The organism is Roseobacter sp. TSBP12 (genome assembly GCF_009129705.1).
Lineage (GTDB): Bacteria > Pseudomonadota > Alphaproteobacteria > Rhodobacterales > Rhodobacteraceae > Celeribacter > Celeribacter baekdonensis_A.
The window spans coordinates 20,516-34,444 of the sequence record NZ_PYIB01000047.1 but is presented as its reverse complement, the minus strand read 5'-3'; the positions used below and the strand labels follow the sequence as shown (position 1 = coordinate 34,444).

The window sequence follows — 13,929 nt, the reverse complement described above, 5'->3', positions numbered from 1 at the left end:
CTCCTCCCCTCAGCCACACCTTTGCTCAGACGTGGCCCGTTTCCAACACGGTGGCATAGTTTGCCACGGCCGCGCCACCCATATTGACCACGACCCCAAGGCGCGGGGCATCCACCTGCATCTCCCCTGCCGTGCCGGTCAATTGCCGAAACGACAGCGCATGCATCGACACGCCCGTGGCCCCGACAGGGTGGCCTTTGGCCTTGAGCCCGCCAGACAGGTTCACCGGCAACCGCCCGCCGCGATAGACAGAGCCGTCCGCCAACACAGTGGCCCCCTGCCCCGCGTCACACAGGCCAAGCGCTTCGTACATCAGCAATTCCGCGATGGTGAAACAGTCATGCACCTCGGCAAATCCCACATCATCCACCTTGATGCCCGCCTCCGCATAGGCCTGTGCCACGGCCCGTTTTGGACCTTCAAACCGCAGGATATCATGCCGCGACATGGGGAGGAAATCCGACACATGCGCGGCGGCCCGGATATGCGCACTGCGCGCATGGGCCGCCGGATCGGCACTGAGCACCACGGCGGCGGCACCATCGGAAATCAGTGAACAATCCGACAAGCGCAGCGGCGGCGCGATCAGCGGGTTCTTTTCGGTCACCTCGTTGCATTGCTCAAAGCTCAGGTCACGGCGCATTTGGGCCAGTGGATTGGCCAGAGCATTTTTATGGTTCTTCGACGAAATCCGCGCCATGGCCTCCATCGGATCGCTATAGCGCTCGGCATAGGCTTTGGCCGCGATGGCAAACACTTGCGGAAAGCTCAACCCGGCTTCACTCGGATCGCCTTGATACCCGGCGCGGCCAAGAGAGGCGGTCACTTCGGGTGTGCTGCGGTGGGTCATTTTTTCGACACCCACCACCAAAACGCGCTTGGCCCGACCCGCCAAAATGGCGTCCATCCCGGCGTAAACCGCCCCCGACCCCGAGGCACAGGCGTTTTCAATCCGTGTTGCCGGTTTGAACCGCAATTGGTCGTCGGCCTGATGGATCAAGGATGAGGCAAACCCATCGTCGGACATGCCAGCATTGAAATGTCCTAGATACACCGCATCAATGTCTTTGCCGCTGATCCCGGCCTCCGACAACGCCTCGCGCGTGGCTTCGACGATCAGGTCTTCTAGGCTTCGGGCATCGAGCCGCCCAAACGCGGTATGGCCACTGCCCACGATATGAATGCCGGTCATGTTGTTCTCCTTTGTGATTGCCATTTAGTCCGCCCCTGTGGTGCTTGCACCACCCTGCCTGCCTGTGCAGCGCAGCGATATTAGGGCAACTACTTATGCGTATTCCTACGTAGTCAAATACGTATAGGCAGCCCCTGCGGATGCGCTATACTGACCCCATGATCACCAATCCCTCTCTGAGCGACCTTGGATTTATTGAATCTCCCATCGCGCAACTGATCCTTGCGCATCGCCAGATTTTGCGCGCCAATAAGGCGGCGCAAGCCATGCTCGGCTACAAGGCCGAAACGCTTGAAGGCCAATCGGTTCGGGTGCTTTATCCCAGTCACGCCGATTTCAACCTGATCGGCGCACGAGCCAAAACCGAAATGGCCAACCATACATGCTATGAAGATCAGAGGTTTATGAAAACAGCCGATGGGACGATTTGCTGGGTGCGGGCGCGTGGTGTGACGCTGAGTCCCGCGGACCCTTTCGCTTTGACAATTTGGGCCTTTGAAAGAGTGGCCGAACAGGTGGCGCGCTCGGTCGATCTGACCCCGCGCGAACAGGACATTGCCCGGCATGTTGTAAATGGGCGGACCTGTAAAGAGATCGGTGTCACGCTTGGCATTTCCCATCGCACCGTCGAAGTTCACCGCGCCCGGCTGATGAAAAAGCTGGGGGCGCGCAACACGGCTGAGCTGGTGTCTAAAATCATTGTTGTCGAGTGAAGGTGACGCGCATGCGACCGTCTGCTTGGGGGCATATTGAACTCTCATGTTACACGCGCGTCATGCAAAAACCGCGGCTGGATCACGAAAGCCTCAGAGCTCATCCCCGGTCGTGACGCCAGGGGCATCCGCTCGTTGAGCCAGTTGCGCGTGGCCAAGCCCGGCAAGGCCGCCGCGCGGCGCAGGGCCAATCTATCCGCCGGAAAATCGGTCAACAATGCGCGCATTGCCTGCTCATCCTCAGCCGTCAAATCCTCGCCAATCACCACCACCGCGCCCTGCCCCGCACGCAATGCCCCGGTCGCATCCTGTTTTGGCCAGCACGCCATATGCACGGGCGCATAGGCCGTATCCTGCACGCATTGAATGGCGGTTGGTGTGTCGATCCCCTCAACAGCCACAATGCCTTTGAGGCGCAAAATCTGACCCGACCAGCGCGCAAGGAGTTCACCGATCCGCACAGAAAAGCCCCGCCAGGCCACCGGCTCCGGCAAGCGCACGGAAAAGCTGCGGACGCGACCGCTATGGTGGTCTTGTGTTGCCGGGGGAAACGGCAGGGAGATCGTTTTCGGGCGCGGCCCTGAATGGGCGTGGGCCTGCAACCACCCATCAAGGTCCTGCGGGATCTGTTCCGGCGCATAAAGCCCGCCGCCCAACACAGTGCCCACCTCCGCAACCGCCTCCGCCGCACTCACCCGAGGCGCGGCAGGGTTCAGCGCCATCAAAACTTTGGTCAGTTCTGCCCGCGTGGCCCGCGTTGCAAGCTCGGTTTTCGACAAGACGATACGGTCCGCCATGCTGACCTGAACCCGAGCCTCACGATGATGCGCCAGCTGGGCACAGGCATGTTCACTGTCCACCACCGTGACGATCCCGTCACAACGGAAACGGGCGGACACAAACCGATCCTCCATCAACGCCCGCACCACCGGCATCGGATCGGCCAAACCCGTGGTCTCGATCACCACACGAGACACCTGCGGGATGTCACGCCGCGCCATGCGGTCATGCAGCCGCTTCAATTCGGCGATCAGATCGCCCTGAACCGAGCAACACACACAGCCAGACTCGAGAATCACCAAGGCCTCATCGATTCGCTCTACAAGGTGGTGATCAATGCCAATTTCGCCAAACTCATTGATGAAAACAGCCGCAGAGGCCATTTCGGGCAGGCGCATGAGCTGGTTTAAAAGTGTTGTTTTTCCGGCCCCCAAGAACCCGGTCAACAGGGTCACAGGCACGCGCCCCAAGTCCGCAGGGCGCGCCAAAACAGCAAGGTTTTCGGGCGTTGTCATCGGTTTTCCTCCATCCATCCACCCAAATGAGAAGCAGGTTTCGTTCCACCCACGACTTTGTAGGCCAAACAACGGCTTGCCGCGAGCGCGCGCCAAACCCTCTCGCCAAAGCGTCCGGTTTCCGGTCTGGGCACAGTCTGAGAAGCGTCCGGAAATCGGACGGCGGCACCATCTTGCGTACCGTAAGGACGACCGCTTCACCGCTTAAAAAGCTCTCACTGCGCGACGCGCATGATGTGCGGCGCGAGAAAACAAACGGCCTCACAGCCCCGCCGCAGAGGGCCCATGGTGCCCGCGCACAGACAGGCCAAAACGCAATAATTGTGGTGGAGAAGGCAAAGACTGTTAAACTACCGCCATAAAAATGCGCAAAGACGCGATTTCGGTCGCTGTCTTGGCTGGTGGACCATCTGCTTCGGGGAGGAAGCAGCCACCACTCACGCAACACTGGGAGGAGAACTGCAATGCCGGGAACCGCCTTGCGCCAGACATTTTCACGTCCAGAGAATGATCGGCAAATTATGACATCTTGGGAACGGTTTCTACAAGGTGATGAACCTGGTTCCGATGCGCTGCGTCGGTTGATTGACGACTCTTGGCGCCGCTGCCAGGGCAAGGTCGATCCCACACGGGATCAGGCCCCGGTTCCCTTGGAGGGCGATCCTCTGTATGGCCTCTTGGAAACCAACACGGAACTTGTACGGGCCAGCGTGTCGGTGATGCAATCTGCGCGCGATTTTTTACACGAAACCGGAACCGTCATGGTGCTGACGGATGCGGCCGGTGTGGTTTTGTCGATTGAGGGCGACACCTCTTTGCGTGACCCGGCTGAAAACATTCATCTCATGCCCGGCGCAAGCTGGAGTGAGGCCAGTTGTGGAACCAACGCCATCGGAACCGCGCTTGAAATCGGCCAACCGATTCAGATTCATTCCTCCGAACATTTCTGTTCCGGGATCAAACGGTGGTCCTGTTCGGCCAGTGTGATCCGCGATCCGATCAGCCATACGATCCTTGGCGCGATTGATATTTCCGGCCTGACAGACAGCTATAGCCGTCACGCGCTGGCGCTGGCGGTCGCCGCGTCTGGACGGATCGAAAACCGTCTTGCGCGTCAGGAAATGAAATTGCGGTATCGGCTGCTTGACCACTATCTCGACCGGCTGAACAACGCCGGAAGCGACGGGTTGATTGTCTTTGACCGTCAAGGCCGCGCCGTCAAAGCCAATGACAGTGCCGCCGCGTTGATGACGCAACTGGCCAAGGGCCGCAATGATCCGGCGCTCACCATTCGCGACCTGACATTGCCGTGGCGGGATGGCAAGCTCGTGCCCGAGAAAATGCCGTCTTGGGTGGATCGGGACTGGATCGAACCCGTCCATGTGCAGGGACATCGCCTTGGCTCGATCCTTGTACTGCCCGACCGCAATGCCTTGGTACAGCGCAACAAAATACATGACATCCCCCGCCCGCACTCCGCCCCAACCGATGCGTTTAACCGCCTGATCGGCGCCGCACCACGCTATGTGGCGGCGCTGAATCGGGCGCGACAACTGGCGAAAGCCTCGGTTCCCGTGCTGTTGTTGGGCGAAACCGGCGTCGGCAAGGATGCTTTTGCCCATGCGTTTCACGACATGGGGCCGGACCAGAAGGGCCCGTTCATGGCGGTCAATTGCGGCGGGTTTTCGCGCGAACTTTTGACCAGCGAATTATTCGGCTATGCGGAGGGCGCATTTACCGGGGCCAAACGTGGCGGCATGATGGGGAAAATTGAAGCCGCCGATGGTGGCACATTGTTCTTGGATGAGATCGGCGAAATGCCTCTCGATCTGCAACCGCATCTGTTGCGGGTTTTGGAAACCGGCGAGATTTGCCGCATCGGTGAGAACCATCCACGCAAAGTCCGCTTTCGCCTGATCGCCGCGACCAACCGAGACCTCAAAGCCGAAGTGCAAGCGGGTCGGTTCCGGATGGATTTGTATTACCGGATCGCAGTGACGTCTTTGGCGCTTCCACCCTTGCGCGACCGGCGTAGCGATATTGTGCCGCTCGCGGAGTATTTCCTGACGCAGATCGCGGCCCGGTATGACCGAACGGTTCCCCGGATCGGGCACGGCATGCGGCGCGCCTTGGAGCAATATGATTGGCCAGGCAACATTCGCGAATTGCGCAACGCCTTGGAGAGCAGCCTTCTGGTCTGCGATGGCGACCTTTTGGAGGCCGAACATTTACCCTCTGAGCTTGGTCTGCCACATGATCTGATCTCTGACACCCCCCCGCCGGATCATGCGGGGATCAGCCCTCTGGAACTGGCTGAACGCGAGGCCATCATGTCCGCAATCCGGGCGCATCAGGGCAACTTGACCTCTGTTGCGCGTGATCTGGGGATCGCGAAAAGTACGCTCTACGTCAAACTGGAACGGTTTGGCCTCAAGGAAAGCGTTGCGATCCTACGTACGGTTCAACACTGACCTCACGAAAACGGCGCCCCGGAGGAGGGGCGCCGTGCTGACCTCGGCGTCGGTTTGAAAACGTCCACCCACTGGTCAAATCCGCCCGTGGGGAGGGACGGAATTTGGGACAAATGACCCGTGCAACTACCCCCGCAGTTGGGCAATCGCGTCCAGCACCGCCTCTGGCGCATGACCGACAGGAATTTCCGCAAAGGCAAACTGGCCGGACCCAATGGCAGGCAAAGTGCCCTGTCCAAACAGATCAAAACTGACATCCCGGCCTTTGGCGCTTGCATCCGTGCCTATGGTGGCGTCAAACACCGCCGCCGCCTCTGGGGCGACATCGCGCCCGACCACGGCCCAACGGTAATGTTTGGCAGCATTCAGGATCGGGGAATAGCGGTTGGCCGGACCAGGGCTGCCCCCCTCTTCCAGCAACAGCCCACCCACCGGACGCGCCGACACGCAGCGCAGGAAATCGGCCATATACATGGCTGCATCTTCCACCGCATCCTCGTCAACCTCAGCCGGGCGATCGACCATCTGTTGCGCCTCGGCCAACCAGGCGCCCGGTGCGGGCATCGCCAGAACCATTGGCACCTGAGCTTGCAAATTGGCGGCAACGGCCTCGGTCACCTCGTCCAAAAGCTGGCGCGGCCCCTCCTCTTCGAGCATCCGCCGCAACGGATAGGTCGCGCGCTTTTTACTGGCCATGTCGGCGCGCAACGCGGGATGGCGATGGACCCAGGAGCGGAACAAATCGCCCAAATCCACCTCCGCAACATCGGCCCGCAGCAACCCGCGCGCCTGAGAGAAGAAAGACAGGTATTTCGCCGCCCCGTCCGCCCATGGATCGCCACTTTCGCCCAGCAAAAGCCGCCGGGCATAACCCGACGACTTCAACCAGACCCGCAGCGCCTTCGTACCCGAACCATCGGGCAGATCGTCTGCCAGAGTTTGGCTCATTTCTTTTCGTCTCCCATGGCACCTGCAGCCTCAAGCCGCGCTTCGAGTTCCGCTATGCGCACGTCCTTGGGGTGCATCATGTAATTCGGACGCGGTTGGTCGCCCCGGCGGGTGATGTCCGGCGCGCCCATATAGAGCGTGCCAACATCGTCGCCCCAACATCCGAAATATTGCAGATGCGCCGGCGGCTTTGGTTTGTTCCAGCCTTTGACGAACTCGGCATAGGGGACCGAGCGTTTGATCCGGGCCTGACGTTCTTCGGCACGCGCGGCCTCGGAGGCGTCAAAATCAATCGCCAGCGTTGCGGCATCAAAGACCACTTTATAAAGGCGTGCGGCCACTTCGGGGGAGATCAGTCCCTCCTCGATGTCCTTGATGATATTTTCCGGATCGCGTTCCAGAAGATCACCATAGCCTGCACCCGCACCTTGGCTGATCATGAACAACTCGCCGCGTTTCGAGATCTCGAAGCCCATGCCCATGTGATGGGTCGAATAATCGGCGTCCTCGAACGGTTGTTCGTTCATGATCTCTTCGATCGAGTGGCGGAACCGCTCCGGTTCGTTCATCAACACATCATAGACATCGACATCCTTGACCTTAGACAAAGGATAGGTGCCGCAGGCATAGCCGCCGAACAGGCCCTGAAGCGGCGGGATTTTGGCCCCTTGCGCCGTGGTCATGAAGCCCCATTGTTCGGAATCCTTGGTGGCCACCATCATCGTATAGCCCTGACCACCGCGATACTTGCCGGGCGCGATGGCGTCACGGGTCATTTTCTTGGACACAAGCTGCAAGAAGGGCACTTCCTCCTCGTTCAGCTCCTGCTCGCCGATGTCGGCCATGGTGGCAAAGATCGGAGCCAAAGCATGTTCGCCATCGCGGCTTGCCGTGGCCCCCGCGCCCATGCCGTTCAGATCGGCACAAAGGTTGCCCAATGTTTCGCCATGCTGGCTGACCCCACCCCAGATGAAGGTGTTGATCATGTTGAAGGTCGGCGCATGCACCCGAGTGAATTTTTCCGGGCAGGAATACAGGAACTTGGCCACCGCATGTTGTCCGGCGGTGAAACCGGTAAAGATCGACATCAAGGACTGCGAGTTTGGCGCATCATAGGAACAGTTCACGATCGAATGCGGATCGGTGATCACCTCGATGGGTGCAAAAGCCGCCTGTCCGCGCGGCAGATCGGGCCAGACATAGCACAGGAAAACCTGCGCCAGCATCCCTTTGAGGCCTGCAACAATCGTGTTGGTGGCGCGGTTGGTGAACTCCGGGCTTGATCCCCGGAAGTCGAAAATCAACCGATCGCCGGTCTTGGTCAGTTTGCAGTTGATCTTGACCACGCAGTTTTCACGCAGGGTGGAGTCCTGAATGATGTAGCTGCGCACGGTCATGTCCGGCCATTCCGAAATCCGGCGTTTCACCTCGGCACGGACCTGTTCCATGGTCAGGCGCAGCGTCGCCATCAGGGCCTCGGGACCATCCGAATTCAGCGTCTCTTCGATCCGCTGTTTGATGCGCAGACAGGCGAACAGCTTCACCTTCATGTCTTCGTACTGCAGCTTTGGCTCGCGCACCGAGTTTTGCAGGAAGGTTAGGATGTCGCGTTTGATTTGGTAGTTCTCAACCACTTTGAAAGGCGACATTTTCAGCCCTTCGTCAGAGGGGCTTTCGGCCATGGAGGGCATGCCGCCCGGCTCGATCGCACCATTCTCGCCTTCGTGCACGGTCGAGGCGACCCAGCACACCAGTTTTCCTTTGTGGAAAATCGGGATGATCATCGACTGGTCGGTGTTGTGCACGTTGCCGTAGCGCGAGTCATTGTGGATGAAGCCGTCGCCATCCTTCACACCCACCGTCGGGTCATCCATCCAGTTTTTGATGATGAACTTGATCGGGTGGTGCACCAGCGCCGAAAAGATCAACACGCCCCCCGCCGAGGCAATGGCAAGATCACCACTGGCGGAATAGACGCCGGTGATCACGTCACCCCATTTTGCACCGGGCGCGGCACCCATCTGTTCGACCATCTCATAGCCTTCATCACAGCCCGATTGGATGCGATCCCGGATTTTAGCCACGGTATGGGCATCACTGACCTTGCCGATCGCGGCGTCTTCGATCTCGGTGCGCGGCATCAGGTCATGGTTTTGCATGATCTCCGGGTCAGGACCGAGAAACAGGGTGGTGTCATCAAGAAACTTCTTGATCAGGTTCATTTCTTCGAGTGTGGGCGTTTTCGCCCGTGTTGACATCTCGTTCATGGGACTCTCCTCCAAAGGGGTACGTCCCCCGGCGCCTCCTCCGCGCCGGGGGGCAGATTGACTTAATGGCGGGTGATCGGCGTTTCGTTGCGCAAGAACCACGACGCGTCCTGTTTTGCCGCGACATAGGTCCAGCCGGGGTTCACCAGGAAGGTCGTGACTTCGGAGGCAACAATCGCGGGCCCTTCGATCTCGACACCGGGTTCAATGTCCTTGCGCGCCCAGACCGGGGTCTCAAAGGCCGCGTCAAAGCCGACAAAATGACAGGTTCGATGGCTTTGCGGAGCGGGCGGAGCCTTGCGATCCGCCTTGTCCAACGGCTTGATGTCTTCGAATTTCACCGTCTCGTGTTTGGCATAGGCAGCCACACGAATGGTGTTGATGCGGATGCCCGCCTCAGGTGCCTGAGAGCCTTCGCCAAAGCGCTTGCCGTAATCGTTGGAGAATTGCGAAATCATCGCCAACACATCCGCCGGACCATGGAGCTCATGGTGCGGGATCACAGCCGTGGTTTGCACCAACTGGTTGCCATAGCGCATATCGAGTTCCAGATCGTGACTGATCTGTTCCAGCGGCACGCCCTGACGCAACAGGTCTTGGGTGCCTTTTTCCTTCAACTCCGCCACGATGGCATTGAACCGATCGTAGTCATCAAAGATGTGGCGGGTGTTGCTGTCATAAAGCACCATGTAGAGCGACTGCTCGTGAATATGGAGCTGATGCATGTTGCCTGCCCCCACGGCCGAGAAGACGGAGGACAAGGGCGGGGCCAGGATCTTGTCGATGCTGAGGTTCTGCGCAATGCCGCAGCAATGCAGCGGACCGTTGCCACCATAGGCCAACATGGTGAAGTCTTTCGGGTCATAGCCGCGCGCGCGCAGCTCGGTGAACAGACCGTTTGCCATATTGTCATCGACCTTTTCGCGAATGAGCTTGGCGGCTTCGATCACGTCGCAATCCAACTCGTCGCACAGCGCATCCTCGATCGCGGTCTTGGCCCGGCGTGGATTGAGCGGGATCGACCCACCCGCGTAGTTTTCCGCGTCCAGATAACCCAAAACCAGATCGGCATCGGTGACGGAGGGGCGCATCCCGCCCCGGTCGTAACAGGCCGGACCCGGATCGGACCCCGCACTTTCCGGCCCGCATTTCACCGTTTTGTACATCCGGTCATAGGAGGCAATAGAGCCGCCGCCCGCGCCCAGCGTCACAAGGTGCACCATGGGAACAGAGACAAGCCAGCGGTCGATGACCGGGTTGAAATCATAGTGCTTGATCCCGCCCTCGACGACGATCCCGATGTCATAGCTGGTGCCGCCCATGTCGGTGGCAACGACATTGCCCAATTCAGCCTGCAAAGACAGGTGCTCGGACGCACCGATCCCGGATACGGGCCCCGAATGGATGGTTTGCAGCGCATCGGTCGAGTTCAATTGCGCCATACCGCCCGAATTGTGGATCACCAGCATCGGTTTTTCGTATTTATGCGCCCGCAGGTTTTGCTCAAGCGCCGACAGCGCGTGATACATGGTCGAATGCAGATAGCCATCGACAATGGCCGAGGTTGCACGGACATATTCACCTTTGCGGCCCGCCACCTGATGCGACAGAATCACCGGGATCGCGCCGAGCAAATGCGACGGATATTCCTCCAACACAATCTCTTCGATGCGCTGTTCGTGGGCCGGGTTCACAACCGAGTTCACCAAGGCGACCACGATGATCTGTGCGCCGCGATCCACCAATCCGCGCAGCTGGCGACGCACGTCTTCTTCGTCCAGCTTCATCACCAGATTGCCTTCGAAATCCAGCCGTTCGCGCACGCCGTAAATCATGTGCGGTTCCACCAAAGGATCGGGACGCTGGGCATTGGGCATGTCTTGTTGGCCGAGGTTGTCCAAACCTTCGCCATAGCCCCGCGCCCGGCTCAGCGGCACAGTCGCCTCATAGCCCGCCGTCACCAACATGCCGATTTTCGGACCTTTGTGTTCAATCAGGGCATTGGTGCCCAGCGTTGTCGCATAGCGCACACTGTCCACTTCGCCCAAAATCTCTTCCAACCCCAAACCCAAGGTGGTGCAGGCTTTGCCCAGAGCTTCGTTAAAGCCCATCGCAAGGTTGTGGTGCGTCGTCAGAGCTTTGGTTTCGATATATTGCTGGCCCCAAACGACGAAACAGTCGGTGAAGGTGCCGCCGATATCAACGGATACACGTTTCATACTCTCTCCCTTATGTGCTGCGGAGGCGGCAAGTCTCCTCGACCTTGCGAACACACCCCCGGTGTCACCCGCGCCATCACAGCGCGGGTCTTGGCGTCATTTTCAGTGCCTCATGGTCAGTGGCTATGGCCCCGTTCGGGCATCACCACGGGACCCGCATCCGGCAGCGCCGCAGGACCACGCGCGGCCCATTGCGCTTTCAATGCGGCCACATCGACCTGCATGTCCCAAAGCGGGGGGTGGCCCGGAATGGCGTATTCGGTTTCAACCTGCGTGCCGCAGCTTGGGCAGCAGAATTCCAGAATACGCACCCATTCCGGGTCTGGGCTAAAGGTGAAGCGGTATTTGTCCGGGTCGATGATCGGCGGATGGATTTCACGCGGATCACGGTTGTGAACCAACAATCCTTCCTTGTAATTGCCACCCGCTGGCGCGATCACGTGATCGCACACCCGGCACTCCCATTTTTCGGTTTCCAGATCAATTCGTAGATATTCCGTCATCGGAATCTTCATGGCTCAGCCCTCCCGGTCCAAAATCACGTCGCCCGCTTCGCTGACGACAAAACCCCAACCCGCAGGCACGCGAGCGGTAAAATAGTCTTCTTCAAGGATGGCCGGGCCAGCCGCAAAATCGCCCTTTTTCAGGCTTCCCAAGGCGTAGACAGGCAGATCAATCCGGCCTTTCTCAGGCACGAGAACCATGCGGTGTTCCGACGCTTTGGCGGCGGCTTTGCGCGTGACCGCGATGTGCCCCGTGTCCCCTTGGCGCAGGCTCTTGATCGCGCTGAGTTCCAATTCCACCGACGTCGCTCCGGCCAGTTCTGTTGGGAAATCCTCCCCTTCGGTCAGAGGTCGCACCACTTCGCCCGCATCGGTCTGGGCCACCAGTTGAGCCATGATCGTATAGCTGCCCGGCTCAAACCCTTCCGCGAACATATCGCGGGCGGCTTTGACATTCAGCGTGTCCAAAGTCGCGTTCAGGCATGCCGTGTCACAGGTCTCAAGACCGACCACATAGCGTTGCGACACGTCGCAAGACCCGATGCCGTAGGCCGAAAATACTGCCGCCATTGCAGGCACAGCCACACGGGAAATCCCGGCTTTTTCGGCCACACCGCAGGCATTCAGTGGTCCAGCGCCGCCAAAGGCCATCATCACCGTATCAGAAGAAATCGTGGTGCAACGATGCAGTTCCTCGGCAATTTTCGCCTCGAACGCATCCGACATTGCAAGCAGTGCCGTTTCAAGGTTCACACCCAACGGATCGGCCACATTGGCCATCACCGCCGCTTCTGCGCGCGCAAGATCAAGCCCCATACCGCCGCCGAAATACGACATCGGATCAAGGAGCCCTAAAAGCAAACTGGCATCCGTGATGGTCGCCTCTTTGCCGCCACGCCCGAAACAGGCCGGACCCGGCAATGCGCCGACGCTTTCGGGACCGATGACAATCTGGCCATCTTTCACCCGGAAGATCGAGCTGCCCCCGGCCCCCGCCGACATAATTTCACACAATGGAAAGGAGACGCTGATGCCTTCAACATGACCGCGCCGCATTTCGGCAACGCGCCCCTCGGTACATTGGCCGATGTCCGTGGTGGTTCCGCCGACGTCGATGGAAACCGTGTCTCGAAAACCGTAGAGCGCGGCAAAGGTCTTGACCCCTTCCATGCCGCCCCGCGGACCGGACGAATAGGTTTTGATCGCCACGGTTTTGGCCACGCGCGAGGCGTCGCCATCATTGCGGAAAATCAACAGCGGGTTCTTCGTGCGATACGCGCGCAGACGGTTTTCGGCGTTGTACAAAAACGCCTCCATCGACGGATGCAGGAAAGAGTTGATCAACGCCGACCATGCCCGCCGATCTGGATTGGCATCGACGGTCAAATCCGACGCGTAGAGCACCGGCACCGCCCCCAACAGATGGCGCGGGTATTTGCGCAGTGCGATTTTCTTGACGCACTCTTCCGCATCACCAAAATCTGTGCCGCTGAAACAGACCACCAGACGGTTCGCGCCCATTGCGGTCAATTGGTTGATCACCTTGACCACATCGACTTCGGCGGCATCGCTGTTCAAGGTCGCCGTATCGACAAAGGCGACCCGATCCCCGATCAGCGCGTCATAGACTTCGGGATCATGGTCGCGCAGTGAGTTCACAAGATCCTTGGAGTCCGTGTCGAGCACCAGGCCCAGTTTCGGCCCCTTGCGCTCACAAATCGCGTTTGTGCCCTGGGTGGTCGAATAACGGATCAGGTCCACCTCTTCGAGCAGACGTTTGACGTCCGTGGCGCCATAGACCACCTCGGAGGCTTTGGTCAGACCCTCGAAAAAACATTTCGACAAATCATAAGGCGTGGTCAGAACCTTGGTCTTTTGAACGCCGTCGTCCGACATGATACACACATCGGTCAGCGTCCCTCCGTTATCAATATTGATCTGAAATGCCATCGTGCATCTCTCCTCCCATCCTTGTTGCGCAGTGAACCTGCGGTAAAGAGCGTGTCTTACGCTGGGATCACGATCGCTAAGGCCACGGGGGCTCCTCTCCCCTTGGCCGGATCGTCGATCCAACCCAAAGAGATGCAGGTTCTTTTCCAGCCCGTGAAAAAAGGGGAAAAAGCAGGATAAATTTAATTAACCATTTGTTTTATAATTATTTATTATTCACGCATGGGTGTGAAACACTGCCCAGTGAAAGCGCTGCGTTTGATTTCAAGACATGCCGCAACGCGGCGTGACCGAAAATCAGACAGTGTTCACATTCACCGTCGGCGGATCGCAACACGGACGCATGGTCAACAGTTTGCATCACCGGTGCT

General features: G+C 59.0%; 9 protein-coding genes. 2 read left to right on the top strand and 7 right to left on the bottom strand.

The features are described from left to right. Positions 1–25: 25 nt before the first annotated feature. Positions 26–1,192, bottom strand: coding sequence for a thiolase domain-containing protein (locus tag C8029_RS14500; RefSeq protein WP_152003143.1), 1,167 nt, complete (start codon positions 1,190–1,192; stop codon positions 26–28). 140 nt (positions 1,193–1,332) lie between these two features. Here C8029_RS14500 and C8029_RS14495 point away from each other — a divergent pair, with 140 nt between their 5' ends. After that, positions 1,333–1,905, top strand: coding sequence for a LuxR C-terminal-related transcriptional regulator (locus C8029_RS14495; RefSeq protein WP_152003142.1), 573 nt, complete (start codon positions 1,333–1,335; stop codon positions 1,903–1,905). 44 nt (positions 1,906–1,949) lie between these two features. Here the strand turns inward: C8029_RS14495 and C8029_RS14490 are convergent, their stop codons facing one another. After that, positions 1,950–3,200: a CobW family GTP-binding protein gene (locus C8029_RS14490; RefSeq protein ID WP_152003141.1), complete on the bottom strand. Its 1,251-nt coding sequence runs from the start codon at positions 3,198–3,200 to the stop codon at positions 1,950–1,952. A gap of 464 nt (positions 3,201–3,664) precedes the next feature. Between C8029_RS14490 and C8029_RS14485 the strand changes: the two genes are divergently transcribed. After that, positions 3,665–5,671, top strand: coding sequence for a sigma-54-dependent Fis family transcriptional regulator (locus tag C8029_RS14485; RefSeq protein WP_152003140.1), 2,007 nt, complete (start codon positions 3,665–3,667; stop codon positions 5,669–5,671). Between the two features lie 126 nt (positions 5,672–5,797). Here the strand turns inward: C8029_RS14485 and C8029_RS14480 are convergent, their stop codons facing one another. The 5 genes from C8029_RS14480 to C8029_RS14460 all read right to left on the bottom strand — a co-directional run bounded on the left by C8029_RS14480 (position 5,798) and on the right by C8029_RS14460 (position 13,558). Then, entirely contained in the window at positions 5,798–6,619 is an 822-nt protein-coding gene (locus C8029_RS14480) for a hypothetical protein (RefSeq protein WP_009573706.1), read from the bottom strand. Continuing rightward, a complete protein-coding gene (locus C8029_RS14475; RefSeq protein WP_009573705.1) occupies positions 6,616–8,886 on the bottom strand; it encodes a hydantoinase B/oxoprolinase family protein in 2,271 nt (756 codons plus the stop codon). The genes C8029_RS14480 and C8029_RS14475 overlap by 4 nt, the downstream gene beginning before the upstream one ends. Positions 8,887–8,948: 62 nt before the next feature. Next, complete coding sequence (locus tag C8029_RS14470; RefSeq protein ID WP_009573704.1) at positions 8,949–11,105, bottom strand: hydantoinase/oxoprolinase family protein; 2,157 nt, start codon at positions 11,103–11,105, stop codon at positions 8,949–8,951. Between the two features lie 116 nt (positions 11,106–11,221). Further along, a complete protein-coding gene (locus C8029_RS14465; RefSeq protein ID WP_009573703.1) occupies positions 11,222–11,620 on the bottom strand; it encodes an acetone carboxylase subunit gamma in 399 nt (132 codons plus the stop codon). 3 nt (positions 11,621–11,623) lie between these two features. After that, positions 11,624–13,558 carry a hydantoinase/oxoprolinase family protein gene (locus C8029_RS14460; protein ID WP_009573702.1) on the bottom strand — a complete coding sequence of 645 codons (1,935 nt, stop codon included), beginning with the start codon at positions 13,556–13,558 and terminating at the stop codon, positions 11,624–11,626. Positions 13,559–13,929: the final 371 nt, after the last annotated feature.

Coding starts and splice junctions, on each gene's coding strand:
- C8029_RS14480 (WP_009573706.1), bottom strand. CDS start 6,619: ATGAGCCAAACTCTGGCAGACGATCTGCCCGATGGTTCGGGTACGAAG.
- C8029_RS14465 (WP_009573703.1), bottom strand. CDS start 11,620: ATGAAGATTCCGATGACGGAATATCTACGAATTGATCTGGAAACCGAA.
- C8029_RS14500 (WP_152003143.1), bottom strand. CDS start 1,192: ATGACCGGCATTCATATCGTGGGCAGTGGCCATACCGCGTTTGGGCGG.
- C8029_RS14460 (WP_009573702.1), bottom strand. CDS start 13,558: ATGGCATTTCAGATCAATATTGATAACGGAGGGACGCTGACCGATGTG.
- C8029_RS14495 (WP_152003142.1), top strand. CDS start 1,333: ATGCGCTATACTGACCCCATGATCACCAATCCCTCTCTGAGCGACCTT.
- C8029_RS14470 (WP_009573704.1), bottom strand. CDS start 11,105: ATGAAACGTGTATCCGTTGATATCGGCGGCACCTTCACCGACTGTTTC.
- C8029_RS14475 (WP_009573705.1), bottom strand. CDS start 8,886: ATGAACGAGATGTCAACACGGGCGAAAACGCCCACACTCGAAGAAATG.
- C8029_RS14485 (WP_152003140.1), top strand. CDS start 3,665: ATGCCGGGAACCGCCTTGCGCCAGACATTTTCACGTCCAGAGAATGAT.
- C8029_RS14490 (WP_152003141.1), bottom strand. CDS start 3,200: ATGACAACGCCCGAAAACCTTGCTGTTTTGGCGCGCCCTGCGGACTTG.